This window comes from Brevundimonas sp. MYb52 (assembly GCF_002979535.1).
GTDB lineage: Bacteria > Pseudomonadota > Alphaproteobacteria > Caulobacterales > Caulobacteraceae > Brevundimonas.
In genome coordinates, this window is sequence record NZ_PCPB01000012.1 from 64,094 (window position 1) to 86,532 (window position 22,439).

Consider the following 22,439-nt stretch of genomic DNA (forward strand, 5'->3'; position numbering starts at 1 on the left):
GAAACCATGCGCGCCAGAGCCGCCCCGCCGCCGCCGGACCTCGATCCCGCCCGACGCGAGGGCGACACGGTCGGCGTTCTCGCCGGCGATGCGCTCCGGGTCGCCGCGGACTTCCTCGACTCGATCGAAAGCGACGACGCCGACGCACGCAAGACGCTGACCGACGAAGCCGGGGTGTGCCGCAAGATGGCCGAGGCGGTTGCCCTCGCTCCCTTGCGAAACTCGTCTCGGGTTCTGGCGCCGACGGACCTGGACGGGCGCTTCTTCACCCTCACCGAGCGCATGTGGCCCAACGCCGTGGTCGCCAGCTACCTCCTGGGCCACACGGCCGACCTGATGGAGGCGCTTCCCGCGGCTGACGGCGAGCTGAAAAACCGCCTGCTTCTGTACGCCCAGCGGCTGCAGCGCGTGCGGACTTTGCTGGACCTCGCCCCCAACGCCCAACTGGGGCCGCGCCTGACCGAGCTCATGCCCTTGCTCCGGGAGCTCGTGCGGCCGGTCGAAGGAGAGACGCCCTTTCCGCCGCTATTGATCGACGGCGTGACCGCGGATCCGATATTCCACGCCGCCGCCCAGGACGCCTACCGCATCGTGGTCGGGCGCGAACTCGACGACCTGCCCGCCATGGCCAGCGCGGTGTGGTCCGGCAAGCTGGCGCTTGCGTGGCTGCGGGTGCGCGAAAAGGGATGGCCGCTGACCGCGGTCGAGGCCGCGCAGCTGGCGGAGGCCGTGCGGTCCCCGCGCAAGCCGTGGAGTCGAGCGCCCGCCGTCCCCGGCGATTGGATCGATCTGGACCCCGAAGCAGCCGGCGAGGTTCTGCGCCTGATCAGCGCGCACCACAGGGTCGGCTCGGCGCGCGCGCCCTTCCCGCTGGCCGGCTTCTGCGATCGGGTGCGAGCCCTGGCGCTGCGCTGCCACGGCGGCGTGATGCTGATCGAGACCCAGGGCCGGGTCAGCGGCGGCGCGACCGGGATCGCCGCCTTCGTGCTGACCGAAGACAAGGTTCTAGCAGTCGATGGGACCTCCGCCTGGATTCACAACCTGAACGACGCCGTCGGCCCCCATCTCCAGGACGAAGGCGCGCGGCTGGACTACATCCGACTCTTCATGAACTGTGTTCGCCATGACGGAGAGCGGTTCCAGCCCACGGAATCCTTCGAGGATCTGGCCGACCGGGCGACGGACATCGACCTCCTGCGCGACCTCTGCGTGGGCCATGCCCGCGTCATCGAACCAGCCGGTTTCGACGCCGAAGGTCGCTGGCTGTTTCTGCTCGTGGTCTGTCACCGGCAGGGCTTCTTCGCGATCGGCCTGGCCCTGGCGCCGAACGGCGTCGTGGAGATGATCGACGACACCTTGCTGGCCGACGGCGTCCCGGTTCGGTCCGAACGCATGGACGGCCTTTTCGTCATTCTGGAGCCGAAGGAAGCGATCTCATGAGCCTGATCCCGATCGACAGCGAGCTGGCCTTGCCCGACAGCATCGACGAACCCGGCCTGATCGTCGGCTGGTCACTGGAACGCGAGCGCCGGGGCCGGCCGATCGGCTTCAAATTCGGAGCCGCGGCGGCCGCCGATCCGGCGACCGCCGTCGTCGCTCCGATCCTGATGGAACGGGAAGGTCACCTAATGACCATCGCGCCGACCGGCGCCGGCAAGGGTACCGGCTGCATCGTGCCGGCGCTGCTGCGCTTCGACGGGCCCGTCATCATCGTCGACCCCAAGGGCGAGAACGCCTTAATGACCGAGCGACGCCGGCGCGAATTGGGACACGAGGTCGCCGTCCTCGATCCCATGGGCGTGACCGGCCTACCGGCCGCCTCACTCAATCCGCTCGACATCCTGGACCCGGAAAGCGCGACATTCGTCGACGACGCGATGGCCATGGTCTCGACCCTAGCCAATCCCGATGTCGAGACCGACGCCAGCGACGGCGGCTATTGGCGCGAGCGCGGGGCGACCTTCGTCCTCGGAGTGGTGCTGCACGTGATGAGCGATCTGCCGCCCGCCAGCCGCCACCTCGAAACGGTGCGGTCCCTAGTCAACCAGGCGGTCGGAGAGATCGGCCTCTATAGCGCCGCGACCGAGCGCCAAGATGCCCCCAGCAGTTTGGGCGGCACCGTGCTGGCGGCGCTGGAGGCCTCGCGCAACGCCGAGGCGCGCAACATCGGACGAATGCTGCGGATCGGCGCGGTCTCAACCCTGGGCGGCATTCTGTCCTTCTCTCAGAATCTCGTCGATATCGCGCGTTCGGGGATGATCGCCCCCTCGCTGAGAACCACCAGTTTCGACCTGGGCGCGGTGCAGCGCGGCGATCCCCTCTCGATCTATCTGGTGCTGCCGCCACATATGCTGGAGAGCCACGGCCGGTTGCTGCGGCTGTGGGTGCACACCCTGATGACGCTGATCTCGGGACGCTGCGGCCGACCGCCGAAGTCGACGCTGTTCATCCTTGACGAGGCCGCTCAGCTCGGGGCGTTCGACGATCTGCGGCGGGCCATCACCCTCATGCGCGGCTACGGCCTGCAGACCTGGAGCTTCTGGCAGGATCCCAGCCAACTCCGGAACCTCTATCCGCGGGACTGGCAGACCATGGTCAACAACTGCCGGGCCGTTCAGTGCTTCGGCGCTAACACCATGCTGGCCGCCGAGGCCATGGCGCGGCTGGTCGGTTTCGGCTCACCCGAACAGCTTCTGGATCTCAACGACGACGAGATCCTGCTGCAGTTGTCCGGCGATATGCCGGTGATCGCCCGGCTACCCAACTATCGTGCGGACCCGATCTTCGCCGGCCTTTACGACGTCAATCCCTTCCATGATCCGTCCCGTCCGGTGCAAAGATCCAAGCCGGTCCTGCGTGTGTTCGAGCGTTCACCGCCGGTCGTCGAACCCGACACGCCGGCGGAGGTCTTGGCGCGGTTGCGAGCCCGATCGACATCCGTGTGACCGTCTATCGCGCTCAGGCTTGTCGATCCCAGTCTCCTAAGGTCCGCTCGACGGCGGCTGCGGCCTTTTCGACATAGGGCGCCTGGGCCTCCAGTGGGCCAATGCAAAGCTGGCGCAGCTCGGCCAGCAGGGCCCTCGCCGTGATCAACTTGTCCCGATCGCGGTCCTGCACGCCCAGATCGGCCGCCAACTTCGAGAATGCGTGCGCCGCCTCGAACCAAGAGCTCGGATTGCGCTCCCGATCGAGATGAGCCACGGTGAATTCCAACGCTGGGAACGCCTCGCGAGCATGCCGGTCCGCCTCGGGACCGTAGCCTTCCAGCACGGCCTGATCCATATGGGCAAAGCCCAGCGCCCGCATGGCGAGCAGCCGGCCCTCCTCGTTGCCCAACCCGGCATAGCCGTCGACCGCCGTCTTGGCGTCGCGGATCGCCTGGTCCAGCACTTCGCCCCGCTGGTCCTCGGGCTTGAGCAGCGCCAGATCTCTCCGAACGTTCGCCCCGGTGAGCGCCGCGGACGCTCTCGCCGTCGGATCCGGGGTCTCGCGCAGGCTGTCGGCGAGTTGAGCCGCCTCCTCCAGCCGGATCCGCGCGCGGTCGGGACGAGCGCCTTTCGCGAAATTGAGAAGGGCGATCGCCATATTGGCCCGAGCCTCGATCGAAAGCGGATCCTCTCTCAAATCCGGGGCGTTCACCAACTGTCGATAGGTCTCGATCGCGCGCTCCGCGAGCGCCTCCCGCTTCGGCCCGAACGGCGTGGTTGAGGCCTCCATCACAAAGCAGTTCGCCTGGATCTCCCGCACGACCGCCCGGACCCGCGGCGCCTTGCTCGTCTCAGGGCCGAGCGCCTCGCACCACCTGTCGATCTGTCGAAGCGCGTCCTGCCGCGAGGAAACGACCGCGCGGGCGCGAGCACTCCAGGCCTGGGCCAGACGCAGGGCGGCGTCGGATCGAACCGCCGCGGCCTGCGCCTGGGCGTAGAGCGTCTCGAGACTACGGATCGTCCGATCCAAACGTTCGAGGGCGTCTTCCGAGGGCTCGCGGCCGAATTGCTGGATGGTCGCCGCGGCTTGATCCAGTTGCGCCAGGGGCGTGCCTGGCGTCACGGCGGACACGGCGGGGGGCGTCATGCCGCGCGACAGCATCCAGGTTGCGATCCGTGCGACCAGTCTGCGGGTTTCCTCGACGACCTCGGCCTCCCCCGCCGGCCCCATACGGTCGATGAACCCTTGGATGTCCGTGATCAGCAACGGCGGATGCTCCGGCGGGATCGCCTCGACCTGATAAAGCGCTTCCACTTGCACCGCCCAGTAGCCGAGCTCCGCGCGATCCGCGAGCTGCGGTGCCTGGAGAATGGACAGGCTCTGAGCGGCCAACTTGAAGCCGTCTCCTGCTTCGATCAGACGACGCCGGCCCTGCTCCCCCCCCAGCAGCATGCCCAGCAGGTAGGCGGCGTGGGCCCTGGCCGCCACCGACCTGGCCCATTGCAGAGGCACCTCGCGCTGCAGCTCTGACGTGATCAAGACGTCATAGGTCAGGATCGCGGCGTTCAACCCCGAAACTCCTATGACAGAACCCCCTTCATAGAGGTTGAGCAGCATGTCTGCAGCGGCACGCCGCTTGAAAACCTCATGACGAGCGCCGCCATCCGCCGGAAGCGCAATCCCCTCGAGCAAGGCCAGTGCGGCGACGTTGCCGCGATGCGCCAGATCCGCCACCTCCTGCAGCGCAGCGTCGACCCGCTCCTCGGTTTCCGCGGCGCGCAGGGCCTCTTCGTGTCGCCGCAAGTCCTGACCTGTCGCGATCCGGCGCGCGACGGCGAGCGCCTGAAGCAGGCCGCCGATGACCAGAAGGTCTAACCCCATGCGCAAGGCGAAGGCGACCCCGCCGCCGGTGGGCAGCACGGCCTGGACCCCGGATGGGTTGTCATAGCCCATCACCTCGATGTTGCCGACGATCGGCAGCGCCTCCAACGCTTCGGAGGCGACATAGGTCACATACTCCAGGCCCCCGATCCTCGAGGCCGCGCTGAAGACGTGCAGGCCTGTTAGCCTCCAGACCAGGAGGCTGCCCAGCATGAAGACCGCCGAAAGGGCGACTAGGAGTTCGTTGTTGTAGTCCTCGCTTCCCGGCGTCCGACGCCGATCCGAACGCACGCCGGCGGCGCGATCCTCCTCGTCCCAGGCCCAGCGTCGAAACACGGCCAGGACGGCGACCAGGCCCAGCACCAGCACCGGCGCGCCGAGTTGCGGCGGCAGCAGTGCGCCGACGGCGCCGGCCCCCAGGAGCACGGTCAGCAAACGCCCCCAGCGACGCGCCCGTCCCTCTTCGTCCAGCCCGATCCACCGCGCCACGGTCAGCGCCAAGGCGCGATCCAGCCGCTGAAACCCCGGCCTCACCCAGATCAGCCCGCATTCGAGCGCCGGATGAAGCCCCCGGATCAAGACAGCGGCCACGACCAGAAACAGCAGCGCGCCGGTCAGCGCGACGCCGAACTGGAGCAAGGAAACGCGGAACTCGGACATCGGATCCTCCACGTGAACGGCCAAGGTAGACCCTATCGACGCGCCTCGTCACGCTTCTCGTGCGACGAAGAGCACTGCGGCCATGTCCCGGATCAATGCGATCGCGGTCTGATGAGTGAGGCCGCCGACCAGGACGATCGCCCGGCTGTCCGAACGCAAGCGCACGCTTGCCTGGTAGCTGAAGGCCGCTTGGGCGTTCCTGAGGTCCACGACGGCAGTGCCGGTACGCCCGCACGCCCCGGCGTCGGGATGGGTCGCGACCAGTTCCACGATGTCGGCAGCCGCGTAAAGGCAGCCGTCAGCCACGACACCCGACTCTCGTGTCCAGCGCGCCCTGAGTTTTCGACTCTGTACGATCCAGGCGATCCCCAGCCCGATGAAGGCGATCCCGACGACGAACAGCAGCAGCAGGACGCCGACACATATCGACCCCACGCCCAGCATCATGATCTGCCCGGCGGCCTTGTCTCCCAAATAGGGAGCCTGCGTCATGATGAACAGAACATCGCCGTCCTGATCTCGTCGATTATAGTGTGATCCCACGGTTCTTCCCTGTCGTACCGCCACCCCCGACGGCCGAGCGGCCGACGGGTCCTGGGTCTCCTATCGTCCCGAAAGGTCACCCCAGTCCTCGCGCTCACCGCGCGGAATCTGGACGGTCGGGCAGTGGGTGTGGATGTCGCCATAGGTGTTGGCGAAGCTTGTGCGACCGGAAACGGTGATGACTAGATCCGCTCCCCGGAACCGGTAGCGATCACCGCCAAGCGCCTCTACGCCCTGGACTCTTTTGCCGCCGTCGAACGAGGCCACGCGCCTCTCGTCCAGATACATCAGCACCCCGGTCGGATCGGCGGCGGCGGCGGCGCAACTGACCCCGATGGCGTAGTAGCCCTTCTCGATCGGCGGGAACGCGACCGTCCCCCGCGCCTGCGCGGCCCCGTCCCCCGCGGCGCGACCCTCGGGCGTCAGGGTGCAGATGTGACCTTCGGCCGACGTTCCTCCGTCGATGTAGGCACGCCCGTTCCAGCGCTGGAAGCCGACGCAACCCGTCTCGTCTCCACTGGCGATCTCGATGTCGGGCCAGGCCGCCCCGGGACGGGCATGGAAACCGTAGTTGGCGAAACGCGTCTGGAACGCGATCAGCGACGCCCACCCTCCGCTCGTGCGATGCAGGACCGTGACGAAGTGCTGGTTCATGCCCCAGCACTGGTCGCCGTCAGCCTTCACAACGGCCTCCGGCTGGCCGTCGCCGTTCAGATCCCGAACTTCCTCGATTTCGGCCCACACGTCCTCGCAGAGATTTTCGGCGTCGTCGGGATCGCGCCAGGTCCAACGACTGTCGGCTTGAGGGTTGGAGAACCCCGCCGCGCGCATGGCGGAGGCCTGATCCCGCGCGGACAAGCCCGGTCCGATCTGCGGATTCGCCTCAAGCCGCGTAGCCGCCGCTCCGCTCGCCGTCGTCTCCTCAGGGGATGGCGGAGCCCTGTCGCTGTCATTCGCGACCGATGGCGAGTTGCAAGCGGCAAGTGAAAGGAACGTCGCCAACAGCGCGCAGGCGCCCCGAGACATGCCTGAAACAGGTCGATCCAAACCGCCGAAGGTAGTCTTCGCTAGCCCTGAGGCTCGTACGGAATCGAATGGGCCAGTTGGTCTGGTCATGCGAGCGTCTCCCGCTTCTAAAGCGGAAACAGGCATAGGCGCGCGCGCCGTGAAGTCTTAACGCTGTCCTCAAGATTTTCTGAAGCCTTGAAGGTAGCGGCCCGAGGCGCTCGCCCCCAAGCCGCGCAGAACCGCGTCCTATTCGACCGTTTCTGTGTATCCGGCCTTGCCGGACGGCATCATGAGAGACCTTTGAACGGCGCGCTCGGACCTATTTCGCCGACCGCCTCGAAGCGCTTCAGGAGCGCGTCCGCGGAGGCAGCACGGACATGTGGCAGGCATTCTGGCGGACCACCAAGCCACAGAATGAAAGCGTCTGCCGCAATCGGTTGGTCGACTACATTTCCGAACCTGTGCAGTCTGTGAAGTAAATGCAAGCGCAAGAGCATCGTCGGTCCGGTCACCAGCGGACGCCGCTATGCTGCTGACCATCCATCAATCAGACCCTATGCCTTCCGAACGGCTTCAAGCTGGTCATATATCGGGGTCAGCCAGGTCGCCGTGGCCCTCTGCGTCGCCGGTGTCGCGTCTGCGCGCTTCCCGTCGCCGTCAGGTGTGAAGGCGCCTCCCCGCTTGGCGTCGATCATTGCCTCAAGCGCCAAACCCGCTTTGAAGTCGGGGTCATTCGGATCGAGGCCGAAATGGCGCGCGACGGGATCTATCGCGTTGGGCAAGTCGCTGTAGTTGACCAACAATGAACGGCCCGGCGCGTGCGCGGCGAGGCCGGCTGCGTAAATAGCCCCCAGCACCTGCGCGCAATAATCTTCGAGCGAGGCGGCAGAGGGATCAGCCCCGCCGATCAGGGCTGGCGGCAGGACGCCGGGAACCGTGTGCATTCCACGTTGTCTCAACTGGCTCACCATGACTTCGATCGGGTCGCGATAGAGGAACACCCAGGGCGTGTCAGGAAAAGCCGCGCGCAGAAGCGGCGCCTGCAGAGCGTGCCAGGCGTCCAGCTTGATAAACAGCCGGTTCTGGCCCGGAGCGCGCGGCTGGCCCAAGGCGCTGACCATGGCGCGCAGAGTCTCTATCTGTAGCGCTTCAGCCATGCGAGGCTCGCGGTGATTGGCGCGAACAATGGCGTCTAATGACGGCGGTTCGGATAGCACCAGCGTATCGGAGGCCTGAGCCAGAAGCTTGGCCAGCAAGGTCGAACCGCAGCGCGACACGTGGAAGATGAAGCCCGTCGGCGCAATACCGGGCAAGGACGCCGCGCGCGCTCTCAGCCGTTCCAGCGACGTCACTGGCGCAAAAGCAGCGTTGATTGGCCGCCGCATCCAGGAATTGAACGTCTCTTGCAAAAAAGACTCGGAGAATCGCGCGTCCTCGCCATGCAGCCAGGTCACCTGCGCCTCTGCCCCCTCACCCCAAAGCAGGCGCGCCGGCAGCCAATGGGCCGGGCGGCGATCCATCAACTCCATGGCTGGTTCCATCGATTACGGCCGTCGGTCAGCGCCGTCTCGACCTCGGCCGTGGCAAACGGAAGGTCGCTTTCCACACCCAGCCGAACTGTCTCCTCGATGAACAGCGGCCGGTCGCGAATGGCGGCCAACTCGGCGTGAAGCGCAGCATCGCTCAACATTCTCTCGCGAAAGGCGGCGAAGTTCCTCGCGCTCGTTTCAGGCGAGGTGGCGTGCGCAACTTCAGCGATCCTCTGGGCCTCCGGATCGACCTGATCAAACGGCGCCCAGATGCGCAACCGCGCATTCGCCGCCACGTCGATCACTAGGTGGATGCGGTCGGTCTCGCCGGCATTGTGCACCCGATGTGGTTGTCCCAAATCCAGATACCAGACTTCGCCGGGATGCATATCGACCGGCCGATTGCGCACACGAAACGCCACAGACGAGTTGGTGATGATGGGCACGTGCAGCCGCGCTTCGCCTTCTCGCGCACCCAAGCCGTAGTCGCGATGCTCCTTGATCTCGGCCCCTGCGCCCAGGCGCAGAATACGCACGGATCGCACATCGAGATCCAGTTGCTCCAACAAGGCGCGGACGCCGTGGCACAGGTCCATGGCCGGGGCATCCTGCCAAACGCCGTCGCCGCCCCCGGTGTAGAGACTGTCGCCGTGTCCCGGAGGGGCGCGCAGAACCAGCCCGCTCCAGTCGCCGTCGTAGTAGTCGCGGTTGAAGTGCGGGGTCCAGCCGGCATCACCCAGACGGATCAGATCCGCGCGCAACGCCTCGACATCGACCGCGAGCGGCAGGCGAAAACGATCAATCACTGGACGCTTAGACGAAGCGGGCGTCGAGCAGCACCGCTCTCGCAATATCATTCGTCACGGCGTCCTGAAACTTGCCTAACTGCAGCCGTCCTTCGAGAGACACGGTCCGTCCTGCCGGTCGATCTCGGCCGTCGCGGAGGAAGACCCTGACCTGATCATCGACGCCGACGCCCTGTATGGTGAAGTAATGCACGGCGGACAATGACGAGGGTGCCATGATGCCGCGCAACGTCACGCGCCGCCCGTTGTTTGCCTCTAGCACCGTGCGGGTCAGAGCTTGCGCGCCGTTCGCCAGCGACACACCCGCCACGGCTACAAGCACCCCTGCCCCCAATAGACCGCGGCGGTTCATATGTGTCCGATCCAGAGAGGTAACGCGGTTCATCGGCTGGTCCGTCGACGGTTCAGGGTGGTTACAGCACCGGCTCCCAGCAGGGCCGCCAGCAGGATCATCGCCCATTCCGAAAGGGTGGGAATGACCAGGGGGGGTCGATCGACGACCCGCACGGTATAGGTCTGGGCGCCCGAATAGGGCGTGGGGCTCGAGTCACGGACCTCGACAGTGAAGGTGTAGTCACCGTCGAGCGTGGGCGTGCCGCTCAACAAACCGGTCGAGCTCAGCGACATGCCTAACGGCAGCGCGCCACCAGTAAAGATGTAGCTATAGGGAGCCAGGCCTCCGCTCGCGCCGGGCAACTGTTGGCTATAGGACTGATGGAGGATGGCGTCCGACAGGCTGGCTCCGGGCAGGACGATGATCGGCGCGGCGACGACGATCGTGAAGGTGTCGCTCCCGGTGTAGGGACCGCCGACATTGCCCGCCGTCGAATCCGTCGCCGTGACGCTGAAGGTGAAGCTGCCCGTCGTGGTCGGCGTGCCGCTGAACGCGCCGTCGGCGGCCAGGGTGATCCCCGGCGGCGTGCTCCCGTTGCTTACGACATAGGAGTACGGCCCCTGCCCTCCATTAGCCGAGACGCTGCCCGAATAGGAGGCGTAGAGGCTGGCTCCGCCCAGGAAGCCGCTGACGCTCAGCGTAGGAGGCGTGACAGTCAGGGTATAGGCATGGCTGGCCTCATAGGGCCCCGTTCCGGTCGAAGAGTCTCTAACCTTGATCGTGACATTAAACGTCCCCGACGCACCGGGCGTGCCGCTGATGACGCCTGCGCTGGAAAGCGTGACCCCCGTCGGCAAGTCACCCGAGGCTATAGTATAGACATAAGGAAGCGTGCCGCCGGTCGCTGTGACGCTGGCGCTGTAGGCGGCGCCGACCGAGGTCGAAGGCAGAGGTGTCGTATCCAGAAGCAGATTGGGCGCGCCAACCGTCAGGCCATAGGACCGTGAGCCGGTGTAACGCGTGGCGCCCGTAGCGGAATCCGTGGCGGTCACCGTGAAGTTGAAGCTGCCCCCTGCCGTCGGCGTTCCGGTCAAGCCCCCTCCAGCCGACAGGTTAAGCCCTGGGGGCAGACTGCCGGCCGTGATCGCGAAGGTGTAACCGGCTACGCCCCCCGAAGCCGTGACGGTCGCGCTATAGGCCGAAGCGACCGTGGCGCTCGCGAGGCTTGCCGGGCTGACCGCGATAGTCGGCGCGCCAATCGTCAGGGTGTAGTTCCTCGCCGCTGTGAACGGCGCCGCGCCGCCCGTCGTCGCGTCCGTCATCGTGACGGTAATTTCAAAGGCTCCACCCGCCGTGGGCGTTCCGGCCAGCACCCCGCCAGACGACAGACTGAGGCCGCCCGGCAAGGCGCCGGTCGTCACCGCAAAGGCGCGAGGCGCAGTTCCGCCGGTTCCGGCGATCGTCTGGCTATAGGCGACCCCGACAGTGCCGGCGGCGAGGCTGGGGGTCGTAACCTGGAGCGTCGGATCGTCGACCGTCAGGCTCAGGGCCTGGCTATCGGTGGCGCTGCTATTGTCAGTCACGGTGACAGTGAAGTCGAAGGTTCCAACGGCCGTCGGCGCGCCAGCGAAGACGCCGTTCGCGCCTAGGGTCACGCCAGCGGGCAACGCCCCCGTGGTGACGGCGAAGGTTCGCGGCGTCACGCCGCCGCTGGCGAGAACCGACGCGCTATAGACGGCGCCCGCCGAAGCATTGCTCAGGGTCGTGGTCGTGATGTTCAGCGGAGCCGGCAAATTGACGCTGATGGTCGTCGATTGAGTGGTCAGGCATGCCTGGGCAACCTCAGGCCCAGGGCACATGAACAGCGAAATAACGTCATTGGCGACCGCGCCGTTCTTCAGCGACACGAGCGTGATAGTGAAGAGATCGGTGCTCAGGACGCCGTTGAAGCTATAGACGGCGTTGGCGGTTTCGAAGGTCTCATCGGCGGGCGCTCCGAAATCATCGACGCCCAGGCCGAAGAAGCTGTAAGCGTCGCCCGTCGCGTCCGTAAAGAAGCCGCCCCAGCTGCCGAAGTCATTGATGAGTTCGTCGCAGGCTTGCGCATTCAGGGTTTGCGCCGTGGCGACGGCGGAAAAACTGATCGACCCGGCGTTGCAGGCCTGGGCGTTTGCCAAGCCGCCGCCTGCCGTCGTGCCGACCAGAAGGACAAAAAGACCAACCAGCGTCAGTGCTGCTCGACGCAACAGGCCGCGTGCGACGCTTGACACGAAGCGCCCGTTAAATCGGTCCAAAACTTATCCCCCGTGCCGCCTTACGGCTGGACGCTTCAACAAGCAAAAAACGCGGCTCACCGAAACAGTTGAGACGTAACAGTGAATGATGATTTTCGCCAGTGGTGATGACGGCGGTCCACGCTTGCGTATATACCCTCACCTGTGGAAGCGCAGCCGTAAGCGTTTCGGGCCGAGCGAGGTGGGGCGTCATGGCGGAATATTACTTGGGCCAGGTCATGATGACCGGGTTTGGTTTTGCCCCCAAAGGCTTTGCGTTCTGCAATGGGGCGCTGTTACCTATTCAGCAGAACCAAGCCCTGTTCGCCCTTCTAGGCGTTAACTACGGCGGCAACGGCACCCAGAATTTCGCCCTTCCCAATCTTCAGGGGCGCACGCCCGTCGGAGCCGGTTCCTCCGCAGATAGCGCCTGGCAGCCAAGTGCGTATCAACTGGGGACGCCCCTTGGCGTTGAAAACGTGTCTTTGAGCTCGGATCAGTTACCGACCCACAATCACTTCGCCCAGGCGACAACCCAGCCTGGCGCAGGGCGCAGCCCTGCTGGCGGCTTGGCGGCGCGCTCATCGCGCGGCGCGCCCGCCTATGCGGCCCCAGGCCCGCTTGTCGGTCTCGCCAATACCGGACAGACGGGCGGCGCCGTCCCTCACAACAATATGCAACCGTTTAGCGTGATCAGCTTCAGCATCGCCCTGAGCGGCGGCGCCTTCCCTTCACGAAACTAGGTCGACAGAGAGCAACCATGTCCACTCCCTACGTCGGCGAGATTCGGATGTTCGGATTTCCACGCATTCCCGTGGGCTGGCTTGCGTGCAACGGCGGCCTGGTTTCGATCGCGGACAATGAGGTCCTGTACACCCTCCTGGGCACAGCTTACGGCGGCGACGGCGTAAATACCTTCGGTTTGCCTGATCTGAGAGGTCAGGTGCCAATCCATCACGGCACGGGGCCGGGCCTTAGCGCCAAGGTCCTGGGTCAACGGGGCGGAAGCGAGAACGTCACGCTTCTCCAGTCAAATCTGCCGCCGCACACGCACGCCTTTTCCGCCACGTCAGCCGCTGCGACCACGGATACGCCAGGTCAGACCGCCTTGCACGCCGCACAGAGCGCGGACACGGCCTATATGGCGACCTCCCCCAACATCACGCTTGGGCCCGCCTCCATCTCCAACAGCGGCAACGGGCTCTCGCATAACAATATCATGCCGACGCTCGCGGTGAGCTATTGCATCGCTGCATTCGGCATCTTCCCTTCTCGGAATTGATGACCCAATGAGCAATCCTTACGTTGGCGAAATCCAGATCTTCGGCTTCAATTTCGCGCCGTACAGATGGGCCTACTGCAATGGCGCCATGGTGCCCATCCAGCAGAATACGGCCCTGTTCGCCCTGCTTGGCGTCAACTATGGCGGGAACGGCACATCGAACTTCCAGTTGCCTAACTTGGTGAACCGTGTGGCCGTCAGCTATGGTCAAGCGCCTGGCCTGACGCCCTATGTGATCGGCGAGGCGCTTGGCGAGAGCGGAGTCGCCCTATCGATCACAGAGATGCCACAGCATAGCCACACGCTGCTGGCCGCGAACGGACCCGACAACCGCGCCAGCACACCCGCAGCCGGCAATGCCTTATCGTCACCGGTTCAGTCGCGCACGTTCCGGTCAGGCGTGGCTGCCGACACCTACCTGCATCCCTTGGCCATCGGGCTGGCAGGTAATAATTCGCCGCACGAGAACCGTCAGCCCGTCTTGGCGCTGAACTACTGTATCGCCCTTCAGGGGGAATTCCCTGCGTTCAACTAGATGAGCGTCGTGCTCAAAACCAAAACAAGGCTTGCGACAGAGGGAGACGAAGTCTTTCTGCGCGCGCTCTACGCCGACACGCGAGGCGAAGAAATGGCTCTGACGGGGTGGCCGCCGGATCAGTGCGCCCGCTTCCTGTCGAGCCAGTTCGAACTTCAAAAGCGCCACTACGACCAGCACTTCGGCCCGGAGGGGCACAGCATCGTCGAACTGGATCGTCAGCCAGTGGGCCGCCTCTGGTTGCATGACGATGATAAGAGGCGGCTAATCGTCGACATCTCGCTGATGGCGGACGCGCGTGGGCGCGGATTGGGGGCCAGCCTGATCCGCAAGACCCTGGCCCAGGCGCGTCGCAACGGCCATCCCTGCGTCCGCCTACATGTGCTGTCGAATAATCCCGGCGCGATGCGCCTCTACCAACGCATAGGCTTCACCGTAGTCGGCGCCGAAGGCGCTCATCTTCGGATGGAGTGGCGTCCGATCAGTTGAACACGGCCTCGTAGATTACGCCGGATGCGTCCCGCCCCACGGGCGTCAGAAACACGTCCAGCGCTCCCATCGTGGCGTTGTTGAGCCGATACATCCGCTGCGGCAAGGCGATCTGCGAGGGGCTGCGGAACAGCAAGGAGAAGGGCTGGCGCACCATTCCCGAGAAATTCTGAACTGGAAGAGGCCGGACCTCGACCAAAGTCAGGGTCTGCGTCGTTTCGCCCAACGACAGATCAAAGGTCTCGTTGGCGCGCACGCCGAAATGCTCGGTCTGTAGAAACTGCACTCAGGCGTCCTTGGCTATTCGGCGCCAACATAACGGCGTCATGGCCGTAGTCACGTCAAACCGACCTTGCGCAGAAACTATCCTGAAAAAACGCTTGGCCAGGCGCTGGCAAACCAGTGTCGGCGTCATCGGTCCGGCAGTCTCCGCGCCGCCAGAAGCGGCCCGCCCGGCGCATCGAACCAGGTCCCGTCAAGATGGAAGGTCGTGCGCATCACGGCCGACGACAGGGCTTCGACCGGCGGCCCGTCCGCGACCACTCGGCCACCGTCCAGAACCACCACACGATCCGCGATCCGCGCCGCCAGTGTCAGGTCGTGCAGGCTGACCAGAACCCCGCCGCCGGCGTCGGCCCGCGCCCTCAGACGTTCCAGCACCAGAAGCTGCGCATCCGGGTCCAGCCCGGCGATGGGTTCGTCCGCCAGCAGCAGGGACGCCTGAACCACCAAGGCCCGCGCAAGCAGCACCCGCGCGCGTTCGCCGCCCGACATCTCGGCCACGCCGCGATCCGCCAAATGCGCCGCCCCGACGTCGTCCAGAGCCGCTCGCGCTCGCTCCAGCGCCTCGCTCCCCGACAGGAAGGGTGCGCCCAGGGCCGCGACCTCGATGGCCGGCAGATTCCACGCGATATGCCGTTCCTGCGGCAGGTAGGCCGCCCGCGCCCCGCGCTCCCGCTCGGATAGGCGGCGCACATCCTCGCCGCCCAGCCTGGCTGTGCCGCCCAGCAAGGTGGTCAACCCCAACGCCGCGCGAATAGCGCTGGACTTGCCCGCCCCGTTCGGCCCGCACAGGGCCACCAGTTCCCCGGCCCCGACCGACAGACTGACGCCGTCCAGCACCGTGGCCGCGCCCATGCGGGCGACAACGCCGTCCAATTCCAACAGGGCGCTCACAGCCGCCACTCCCGCGCCGCGCGCCAGGCGATCAAGGCGAACAACGGCGCCCCGACCAGAGCTGTGAAGACGCCCAGCTTCAACTCCTGATCCGTCGGCATCAGCCGCGCCGCCAGGTCGGCCAGAACCAGCATCAGCCCGCCCGCCAGCGCCGAGGGCAGCAGCAACCGCCCCGGATCGCCCCGAACGGCGGCGCGCACCAGATGCGGCGCCGCCAGCCCGACAAAGCCGATCACGCCCGCCACGGCCACAGCCGCGCCTGCCGCGACCGCCGAGGCGATCAGGGCCAGAACCCGCATCCGTCCCATGGACAGGCCCGACGCCCGCGCCGCCTCCTCGCCCAGGGTCAGCATCCGCAAGCCCGGCGAGGCCCCCGCTGCAAAGACAGCGGCCACGGCCAGGGCCGGCGCCACCCAGGCCACGTCGATCCAACTGCGGTTCTGCACCGATCCCAGCAGCCAGTTCATCACCTCGGCCGAAGCGATCGGCGACGGCGACAGGTTGAAGATCAGGGCCGTCAGCGCGCCCGCAAAACTGGATAGCGCCACCCCGAACAGGATCAGCGCCTCGGGCGCCCGCACCCTGGCCGCGATGGCGACCAGCAGCAGACCCGCCAGCGCCGCCCCAACCAAGGCCGCGCTCTCGACCAGCCCGGGAATAGCCGCCGCGCCCAGAACGATAGCCCCCGCAGCCCCCAGCGCCGCCGTGGCCGACACGCCCAGCACGCCGGGATCCGCGAGCGGGTTCCTCAGCAGGCCTTGCAGCACCGCGCCCGCCAACCCCAAGGCCGCCCCGACCATCAGGGCGCAGACCGCCCGTGGCGCCCGCACCTGCCACAGCACCTCTCCCGGTCCCGACGCAGGATCGCTCAGCGCCTGCCCATACTGGGCGGCCGACAGGGCGGTCTCGCCCAGCAGCACAGCACCGATCAGGGCCAGCAGAATCGCCGCCGCCAGCCCCAGGTTCAGCCTCAAATGTCTGTTCATCGTGCGGCCTCCGCCAGCAGGACCGCCGCGTCAGCCGCGAACCAGGCGGGGCAACTCAAGGTCGAGGCCGGCAGGTCCGTCACCGTCCTTCCCTTGGCCGCCCGCGCCACCACCGGATGCCTTCCCGGCCCGCGCCAGTCGGATCGCCATTGCTGGAAGAAGCCCCGCACGAACAGGGCCGGCGGGCTCAAGGCGATCTTCTCGATCCCCAGCGGCTGATAGCCCGGTCCGGTCACGCCATTGCGGAACCCCGCCGCCTTCAGGATGGAGTCGATCAGCGACCCCGAGCCGGTCGTATAGCCACCGGGCGTGACATAGACGGCTTCGCGCCCGCGTCCGCCGCCCGCCGCCTGGGTCAGACGTCGATCCATATGGGCGATCAGGGCCGCGCCCCGCGCCTCCTGTCCCAAGCCCTGCGACACCGCCCTCAGATTCTCGCGAACGCCGGCCATGTCAGTCGCGTCATTGATGGCCAGCACCCGCGTCCCGCGCTTCTCCAGCGCCGCCAGCAGGCGCGGCTCGCCGCCCCAGTAACGGACTACGACGTCGGGTTGAAAGCCTATGGCCGCCTCCAGCGTCGGTCGAACTCGAGGCCGCCCGCGCGCCGCCTCTCGCATCCAGGAATCCGGGTCGTCCGCCCGCGACGACAGAACCAGCTCAGCCTCAGGCGACAGGGCCAGGACATACTGATCGGCGCACTGGTCCAGCGACAGCACGCGCAACGGCCGCGCCTCAGCCGCGAAGGGCGTCATGAGAAAGAGGACAGCCAGCGCCCCACAGCGCCTTTTCACGGCGTCAGTAGCCCAGCGAACAAGGCGTCCAGCGTAACGCGGGTCAATTCATCCCGATCAGCCCACTCGAAATAAGGCTTGGTGATCCGCAAGGAGACGATGCCATGACCACAGGCCCAGATGGCCTGGGCCAGGGTTGTCGGGTCGCCCTTCATACGGCCGGCGGCGACAGCCTGCTCCACCACAGCCACGAATGAGCGAAACAACTCGAAACCCGTCTCCTGGGCCACGGTTTGGGCCCCCTCGCGCGCCTCGACCGGGCGCGTCAGATAGGTCAGGCGATAGGCGTTGGGATTCTCGAAGCCGAACCGGATATAGGCTTCAATCATCCGCCTCAGCCGTGCCTCAGGCGGCTCGTCCTCGATCAAAATCTTCTGGTGCGAGGCGATCAGAGCCTCAAAGGCGCCGCGGCAGATCTCATGCAGCATCTCGCTCTTGTCGGCGAAGTGCATGTAGAGCGCGGTCGACGACAAGCCGACCTCGTCGGCGATCTTGCGGATCGTCGCCCCTTCATAGCCGAGCTCAACGAAAATGCGTTCCGCAGCGGCCAATATTTCTGCGCGCCGAACATGGCCTTCGCCCTTGGGCTTGCGGGCCGAGCGCGGCGTGGGGGTCGAGTCGCCGGACAATCCAGAACTCCATGACGGGAAGGCGTCCTGCATAGCCTCAACCTCCCCGAATCGCCAACCACTTGCCATTCGCAGAACAAAGGTATTAGTTACGGCGATCTTAATAAGAATTAACCTTTGGCGTGTCAGGGGGGGCCTGAAATGCATGGACAACGCCCCGGCAGCCTGGGCGCTGAAGACGCGAAAGACGCCGCCAGGATCACCGCAACGCCGGGCCAGATCATATTGATATTTCTGTTGTTCGGTGGGGCCTCTGGCGCCTCCCTAATCTCACCGGCCGTCGGCGGTGTGATCGTTTTCCTAATTCAGTTGGGGTTCCTCGCCGTCATCGGTTGGCGATTTCTGACCCTCATCATCAGCCAGCGCCCCTTCACGCCGTTCGGGGTCGAGCCCATAGTCTTACCCCGATATTCCATCGTCGTGGCGCTCTACGACGAGGCGGCGATCTTACCCCATCTGATCGAGCGGTTGGCGAACCTCGACTACCCGACAACGCTTCTGGATGGCTATCTGGTCCTGGAAGCCCACGATCAGGCGACCATCGACGCCGCAAACGACCTGACCCTGCCCGACTGGCTCCAAGTGCTGATCGCGCCGCCCGGCGCCCCCACGACCAAACCCCGCGCGCTGAACCACGCCCTCTCGGTCGCGCAGGGCGAGCTGCTGACCGTCTATGACGCCGAGGATGATCCAGACCCCCTGCAACTGAGGGAAGCGGCCGCTCGGTTCGCCACGGAGGACGGCGCGCTCGTCTGTCTCCAGGCCCCGCTTCGCATCCGTAGGCGACACAAACAGCGACGCGCCTCGCCCTTTCTCGATCGGCAGTTCTCGGCTGAGTATGCGGCCCTTTTCGAGGTCACCCTGCCCGCCATGGCCCGCATGGGCCTGCCCTTCCCGCTCGGTGGCACCAGCAACCATTTCCGCGTTGCGGCTCTGCGGGCGCTCGGCGGTTGGGACGCCTGGAACGTGACCGAGGACGCCGACTTGGGCTTTCGGATCTGGCGTCGCGGCTGGCGCCTCGGGATGCTTACCCGCCCAACCTACGAAACCCCGCCAGGCCATCTGGTCCACTGGCTGCCGCAACGCACTCGCTGGTTGAAGGGCTATATGCAGACCCTGTGCGTCCACACCCGGTCCGCCTCGGGCATGGGATGGCGCGGTTGGCTCGCCCTGGCCCTGACGCTCGGGGCAGCCGTGGCCTCGGCGGCCCTACACGCCCTGTCTGTCGCCTGGATAGGTCTCTTCTTTCTGATGGCCTTGCTGGCCCGTCACCTGCCGCCCACGCCGTGGTTCGGGCTGGGCATCCTGGTGAGTGGAACTATTGTGGCTCTTCTTGCAGCCAAGATCGGCGCGAAGCGCGCCGATACGCCCTTCACCGTCCGCGACATGGTCGTCGCCCCCTTCTACTGGTCGCTTCTCAGCCTGGCTTTCGTCCACGCCTTCGTTCGCCTGATCCTGGAACCCCATCGCTGGGACAAGACCGCGCATCGCCCCGATATCGCATGCGAGGAAACAGCGCCGATCCTGCCGCCATTGATCGCCGACGCTGGACGAGCAGCCGCCTGAGCGCCTATCAGCGCCGGATGGCTCCGGTTCTCTCTCCCGCTCCCGAAACCCTCGTCACGCGAGGCTGGTCCGACTACGCCCTGCTGGACAGCGGCGATGGCCGCAAGCTGGAGCGCTACGGTCGCTACACCGTGGTCCGGCCCGAACCGCAGTGCTTCTGGAAAGCGCACGATGAAAACGCCTTTGAGCGCGCCAACGCCATGTTCGACCCGCAGCAGGAGGAAGAGGATTCCGGTCGCTGGCGCTTCGACCAGCATGGGCCGATCGACGCCTTCCCGTTGCAGTGGCGCGACGTGCGCTTCATGGGGCGTTTCACCCCGTTTCGGCACCTGGCCTTCTTCCCTGAACAGGCGGCCAACTGGGAATGGCTGGACGCCCGTATTCGCACCCTGAACCAACCCAAGGTCCTGAACCTGTTTGGCTATACCGGCGTGGCCAGCCTGGCTGCTTCGGCGGCGGGCGCGCACGTGACCCACGTCGACGCCTCCAAGAAGTCCGTCGCCTACGCCCGTGAGAACGCCGAACTGTCCGGCCTGGCCGACCGGCCGATCCGCTGGCTGGTCGAGGACGCCCGCAAGTTCGTCGCCCGCGAAGTCCGCCGTGGCAGCAAGTATGACGGCATCATTCTGGACCCGCCGAAATACGGCCGCGGCGCCAATGGCGAGGTCTGGCGCCTGTTCGAGGACATGCCTGAGTTGCTGAAGGACTGCGCCTCCCTATTGTCCGACGACGCCTCCTTCCTGCTGCTCAACGCCTATGCGGCGCGCATCTCCGGCCTGTCGCTGGCCCACATGATGGCCGAGGCGACGCATGATCGCGGCGGGCGCATCGACTGGGGCGAATTGGCCCTGTCCGAGGACGGCAAGGACGCCCGCGCCATCGGCTTGTCCTTCTTCGCCCGCTGGAGCGCCTGATGTACGAGCGCGTCATCACCTCCCTGACCAACGACACCATCAAGTCGGTCCGCGCCCTGCACATGCGCAAGGAACGCGATCTGACGGGCCGCTTCCTGGCCGAGGGTCTGAAGTTCATCGGCGAAGCCCTGGATCAGGACCGCGCCCCGGTCATGCTGCTGGTCGGCGAAGAGGCCCGGCCTCATCCGCTGCTCGACCGCGCCAAGGCGGAAACGATCAAGGCCGGCGGCCAGATCATCGTCGTCACCCACGCCATCCTCGAAAAGATCAGCCGTCGCGACAATCCGCAGACCGTGTTGGGCGTGTTCGAGCAGGTCTATACCCCGCTGGACGCCATCCAGCCCGACGCCAAGCCCTGCTGGGTGGCGCTGGAGCAGGTGCGCGATCCGGGCAACCTGGGCACCATCATCCGCACGGCGGATTCCGCCGGCTGCGGCGGCGTCATCCTGATCGGCGACTGCGTCGATCCCTTCTCGGTCGAGGCCGTGCGCGCCACCATGGGCTCGGTCTTCGCCGTGACTATCAGCAAGGCGTCCAAGGAAGACTTCCTGGCCTGGCGCGCCAGGTGGCCGGGCAGCGTCATCGGCACCCGTCTAGACGCCACCCACGGCTATCGCGACAGCCCTGTGCGCCATCCCGCACTGATCCTGATGGGCAATGAACAGGCCGGCCTGACCGACGAACTGGCCGCCGCCTGCGATCTGAACGTCAAGATCCCCATGCGCGGCCGGGCCGACAGCCTGAACCTGGCCATCGCCACCGGCATCATGGTCTATGCCGTGACCGACGCGGCCTACGGCACAGACCTCTAAAGCCCTACGCCTCGCCGTCCGTCTTGATCCGGTTCATGCCCAGCAGGGCCAGGATGGTCAGGAGGGCGGCGACGGCCAGATAGGCGCCCACGGCTTGCAAGCCGTAATGCCCGGCCAGCCAGGTCGCCGCGAAGGGCGCCAACGACGCCCCCAGAATACCCGCCAGATTGAAGGTCATCGACGCCCCGGTGTAGCGCACCGCCGTCGGAAAGGGCCGCGCCAGCGCTGCACCCAGCGGACCATAGGTGCAGCCCATCAGGCTGAAGCCGATGACGAAGAAGGCCACCACGCCGATCAGCCCGCCGCTGCCGAACAGCGGGGCCAGCACCAGTCCGAACAGGGCGATGGCGATGGACGTGACCAGCAGCGTCCGCCCCTGCCCCCAACGATCCGCCGCCAGCGCCGACAACGGGATGAACAGGCCGAAGAAGCAGACCCCCAGAAGTTGGATCGGCAAGAACTGCTCGCGCGTGTAACCCATCGCCGTGGTTCCCCAGCCCAGGGCGAAAACGGTCATCAGGTAGAAGAGGACAAAGGTCGCCATCCCCGCCAGCGTCCCCGTCAGCAGGGCGAACTTGTGCCGCGCCAACAGGGTCAGGATCGGCGTCTCGACGCGCTCGGCCTTGTCGATGGCCTTCTTGAACTCGGGCGTCTCGGTGATGCGCAGCCGCACCCACAGGCCGACGAAGACCAGCAGCGAGCTGGCGATGAAGGGAATGCGCCAGCCCCAGGTCAGGAACTGCTCATTGGACAGCGTCGCCGTCAGGATGATGAAGCTCAGGGTCGACAGGATGAAGCCTATCGGCGCCCCCAACTGCGGGAACATGCCGAACCAGGCCTTCTTGCCCGGCGGCGCGTTCTCGGTCGCCAGCAACACCGCCCCGCCCCACTCGCCGCCCAGACCCAGGCCCTGCCCGAACCGGCATAAGGCCAACAACAGCGGCGCGATCACGCCCACGGAGTGCCAGGTCGGCAGCAGGCCGATCGCCACCGTCGACAGCCCCATGGTCATCAGGGCCGCCACCAGCGTCGCCTTGCGCCCCACCTTGTCGCCGAAGTGGCCAAAGACGACGGCGCCGACCGGCCGCGCGAAGAAGGCGATGGAGAAGGTGGCGAAAGACGACAGCATGGCTGTCGTCGCGTCCTCGCCGGGGAAGAACAGGGCCGGAAACACCAGCACCGCCGCCGTGGCGTAGATGTAGAAGTCAAAGAACTCGATCGTCGTGCCGATCAGGCTGGCGAACAGAATTCTCCGCTTGGAGGCGACAGGCGGTGAGAGTGTAGCGTCGGCCACGCG

The 22,439-nt window shown here is 66.2% G+C and carries 22 protein-coding genes; 9 read left to right on the forward strand and 13 right to left on the reverse strand.

All coding sequences use genetic code 11. The annotated features are described in order from the left end of the window. The first annotated feature begins 6 nt into the window (after nt 1–6). Nucleotides 7–1,440, forward strand: coding sequence for a hypothetical protein (locus CQ039_RS12815; RefSeq protein ID WP_105563523.1), 1,434 nt, complete (start codon nt 7–9; stop codon nt 1,438–1,440). Further along, nucleotides 1,437–2,945 (forward strand): type IV secretory system conjugative DNA transfer family protein, encoded by a 1,509-nt coding sequence (locus tag CQ039_RS12820; RefSeq protein WP_105563522.1) that lies wholly within the window; start codon nt 1,437–1,439, stop codon nt 2,943–2,945. The genes CQ039_RS12815 and CQ039_RS12820 overlap by 4 nt, the downstream gene beginning before the upstream one ends. Before the next feature lie 13 nt (nt 2,946–2,958). On the opposite strand, the gene CQ039_RS12825 is transcribed toward CQ039_RS12820, so the two are convergent. From CQ039_RS12825 to CQ039_RS12855, 7 genes are all read right to left on the reverse strand, one after another. Then, a complete protein-coding gene (locus tag CQ039_RS12825; RefSeq protein WP_105563521.1) occupies nt 2,959–5,469 on the reverse strand; it encodes a hypothetical protein in 2,511 nt (836 codons plus the stop codon). A gap of 48 nt (nt 5,470–5,517) precedes the next feature. Further along, the gene (locus tag CQ039_RS12830) at nt 5,518–6,012 is read right to left on the reverse strand and encodes a hypothetical protein (protein ID WP_146112091.1); all 495 of its coding nucleotides are present in this window, start codon (nt 6,010–6,012) and stop codon (nt 5,518–5,520) included. 60 nt (nt 6,013–6,072) lie between these two features. Continuing rightward, a complete protein-coding gene (locus tag CQ039_RS12835) occupies nt 6,073–6,870 on the reverse strand; it encodes a hypothetical protein (protein WP_105568008.1) in 798 nt (265 codons plus the stop codon). A gap of 704 nt (nt 6,871–7,574) precedes the next feature. Further along, nucleotides 7,575–8,549: a sulfotransferase gene (locus CQ039_RS12840; protein WP_158255997.1), complete on the reverse strand. Its 975-nt coding sequence runs from the start codon at nt 8,547–8,549 to the stop codon at nt 7,575–7,577. Continuing rightward, a complete protein-coding gene (locus tag CQ039_RS12845) occupies nt 8,540–9,355 on the reverse strand; it encodes an aspartyl/asparaginyl beta-hydroxylase domain-containing protein (protein ID WP_158255996.1) in 816 nt (271 codons plus the stop codon). Before CQ039_RS12845 ends, CQ039_RS12840 begins: the two co-directional genes overlap by 10 nt. A 7-nt stretch (nt 9,356–9,362) precedes the next feature. Beyond that, the gene (locus CQ039_RS12850) at nt 9,363–9,740 is read right to left on the reverse strand and encodes a hypothetical protein (protein WP_105689996.1); all 378 of its coding nucleotides are present in this window, start codon (nt 9,738–9,740) and stop codon (nt 9,363–9,365) included. Next, the gene (locus CQ039_RS12855; protein WP_146112090.1) at nt 9,737–11,935 is read right to left on the reverse strand and encodes an IPTL-CTERM sorting domain-containing protein; all 2,199 of its coding nucleotides are present in this window, start codon (nt 11,933–11,935) and stop codon (nt 9,737–9,739) included. Before CQ039_RS12855 ends, CQ039_RS12850 begins: the two co-directional genes overlap by 4 nt. Before the next feature lie 239 nt (nt 11,936–12,174). On the opposite strand from CQ039_RS12855, the gene CQ039_RS12860 reads away from it, so the two are divergent. The 4 genes from CQ039_RS12860 to CQ039_RS12875 are packed head-to-tail and all read left to right on the forward strand — an operon-like array spanning nt 12,175 to nt 14,268. Continuing rightward, the gene (locus CQ039_RS12860) at nt 12,175–12,705 is read left to right on the forward strand and encodes a phage tail protein (protein WP_105563514.1); all 531 of its coding nucleotides are present in this window, start codon (nt 12,175–12,177) and stop codon (nt 12,703–12,705) included. Between the two features lie 17 nt (nt 12,706–12,722). Further along, the gene (locus CQ039_RS12865) at nt 12,723–13,244 is read left to right on the forward strand and encodes a phage tail protein (RefSeq protein ID WP_105563513.1); all 522 of its coding nucleotides are present in this window, start codon (nt 12,723–12,725) and stop codon (nt 13,242–13,244) included. Nucleotides 13,245–13,251: 7 nt separating this feature from the next. Beyond that, complete coding sequence (locus CQ039_RS12870) at nt 13,252–13,779, forward strand: phage tail protein (RefSeq protein ID WP_105563512.1); 528 nt, start codon at nt 13,252–13,254, stop codon at nt 13,777–13,779. After that, nucleotides 13,780–14,268, forward strand: a complete 489-nt coding sequence (locus CQ039_RS12875) for a GNAT family N-acetyltransferase (protein ID WP_105563511.1) — start codon at nt 13,780–13,782, stop codon at nt 14,266–14,268. Here the strand turns inward: CQ039_RS12875 and CQ039_RS12880 are convergent. The 5 genes from CQ039_RS12880 to CQ039_RS12900 all read right to left on the reverse strand — a co-directional run bounded on the left by CQ039_RS12880 (nt 14,261) and on the right by CQ039_RS12900 (nt 17,883). After that, a complete protein-coding gene (locus CQ039_RS12880) occupies nt 14,261–14,554 on the reverse strand; it encodes a hypothetical protein (protein ID WP_105563510.1) in 294 nt (97 codons plus the stop codon). The genes CQ039_RS12875 and CQ039_RS12880 overlap by 8 nt on opposite strands. Nucleotides 14,555–14,679: 125 nt before the next feature. Beyond that, on the reverse strand, nt 14,680–15,444 hold the full coding sequence (locus CQ039_RS12885) for an ABC transporter ATP-binding protein (protein ID WP_233190220.1): 765 nt from the start codon (nt 15,442–15,444) through the stop codon (nt 14,680–14,682). Continuing rightward, entirely contained in the window at nt 15,441–16,430 is a 990-nt protein-coding gene (locus CQ039_RS12890; RefSeq protein WP_105563509.1) for an iron ABC transporter permease, read from the reverse strand. Before CQ039_RS12890 ends, CQ039_RS12885 begins: the two co-directional genes overlap by 4 nt. Further along, on the reverse strand, nt 16,427–17,182 hold the full coding sequence (locus CQ039_RS12895; protein ID WP_105563508.1) for an ABC transporter substrate-binding protein: 756 nt from the start codon (nt 17,180–17,182) through the stop codon (nt 16,427–16,429). The genes CQ039_RS12890 and CQ039_RS12895 overlap by 4 nt, the downstream gene beginning before the upstream one ends. A 35-nt stretch (nt 17,183–17,217) precedes the next feature. Then, nucleotides 17,218–17,883: a TetR/AcrR family transcriptional regulator gene (locus CQ039_RS12900; RefSeq protein ID WP_105563507.1), complete on the reverse strand. Its 666-nt coding sequence runs from the start codon at nt 17,881–17,883 to the stop codon at nt 17,218–17,220. 255 nt (nt 17,884–18,138) lie between these two features. Here CQ039_RS12900 and CQ039_RS12905 point away from each other — a divergent pair, with 255 nt between their 5' ends. The 3 genes from CQ039_RS12905 to CQ039_RS12915 are packed head-to-tail and all read left to right on the forward strand — an operon-like array spanning nt 18,139 to nt 21,142. Continuing rightward, a complete protein-coding gene (locus CQ039_RS12905) occupies nt 18,139–19,416 on the forward strand; it encodes a glycosyltransferase family 2 protein (protein WP_233190219.1) in 1,278 nt (425 codons plus the stop codon). Between the two features lie 17 nt (nt 19,417–19,433). Continuing rightward, nucleotides 19,434–20,330 (forward strand): class I SAM-dependent methyltransferase, encoded by an 897-nt coding sequence (locus CQ039_RS12910; RefSeq protein ID WP_105563578.1) that lies wholly within the window; start codon nt 19,434–19,436, stop codon nt 20,328–20,330. Further along, complete coding sequence (locus CQ039_RS12915; RefSeq protein ID WP_105563505.1) at nt 20,330–21,142, forward strand: RNA methyltransferase; 813 nt, start codon at nt 20,330–20,332, stop codon at nt 21,140–21,142. Before CQ039_RS12910 ends, CQ039_RS12915 begins: the two co-directional genes overlap by 1 nt. Before the next feature lie 4 nt (nt 21,143–21,146). On the opposite strand, the gene CQ039_RS12920 is transcribed toward CQ039_RS12915, so the two are convergent. Continuing rightward, the gene (locus CQ039_RS12920; protein ID WP_105563504.1) at nt 21,147–22,436 is read right to left on the reverse strand and encodes an MFS transporter; all 1,290 of its coding nucleotides are present in this window, start codon (nt 22,434–22,436) and stop codon (nt 21,147–21,149) included. Between the last annotated feature and the right edge of the window lie 3 nt (nt 22,437–22,439).

Excerpts from the sequence above, each read along its gene's own strand:
- CQ039_RS12850 (WP_105689996.1), bottom strand. The coding sequence starts at position 9,740 with ATGAACCGCGTTACCTCTCTGGATCGGACACATATGAACCGCCGCGGT.
- CQ039_RS12870 (WP_105563512.1), top strand. The coding sequence starts at position 13,252 with ATGAGCAATCCTTACGTTGGCGAAATCCAGATCTTCGGCTTCAATTTC.
- CQ039_RS12915 (WP_105563505.1), top strand. The coding sequence starts at position 20,330 with ATGTACGAGCGCGTCATCACCTCCCTGACCAACGACACCATCAAGTCG.
- CQ039_RS12820 (WP_105563522.1), top strand. The coding sequence starts at position 1,437 with ATGAGCCTGATCCCGATCGACAGCGAGCTGGCCTTGCCCGACAGCATC.
- CQ039_RS12825 (WP_105563521.1), bottom strand. The coding sequence starts at position 5,469 with ATGTCCGAGTTCCGCGTTTCCTTGCTCCAGTTCGGCGTCGCGCTGACC.
- CQ039_RS12910 (WP_105563578.1), top strand. The coding sequence starts at position 19,434 with ATGGCTCCGGTTCTCTCTCCCGCTCCCGAAACCCTCGTCACGCGAGGC.
- CQ039_RS12815 (WP_105563523.1), top strand. The coding sequence starts at position 7 with ATGCGCGCCAGAGCCGCCCCGCCGCCGCCGGACCTCGATCCCGCCCGA.
- CQ039_RS12895 (WP_105563508.1), bottom strand. The coding sequence starts at position 17,182 with ATGACGCCCTTCGCGGCTGAGGCGCGGCCGTTGCGCGTGCTGTCGCTG.
- CQ039_RS12865 (WP_105563513.1), top strand. The coding sequence starts at position 12,723 with ATGTCCACTCCCTACGTCGGCGAGATTCGGATGTTCGGATTTCCACGC.
- CQ039_RS12860 (WP_105563514.1), top strand. The coding sequence starts at position 12,175 with ATGGCGGAATATTACTTGGGCCAGGTCATGATGACCGGGTTTGGTTTT.
- CQ039_RS12875 (WP_105563511.1), top strand. The coding sequence starts at position 13,780 with ATGAGCGTCGTGCTCAAAACCAAAACAAGGCTTGCGACAGAGGGAGAC.
- CQ039_RS12840 (WP_158255997.1), bottom strand. The coding sequence starts at position 8,549 with ATGGAGTTGATGGATCGCCGCCCGGCCCATTGGCTGCCGGCGCGCCTG.
- CQ039_RS12900 (WP_105563507.1), bottom strand. The coding sequence starts at position 17,883 with ATGCAGGACGCCTTCCCGTCATGGAGTTCTGGATTGTCCGGCGACTCG.
- CQ039_RS12890 (WP_105563509.1), bottom strand. The coding sequence starts at position 16,430 with ATGAACAGACATTTGAGGCTGAACCTGGGGCTGGCGGCGGCGATTCTG.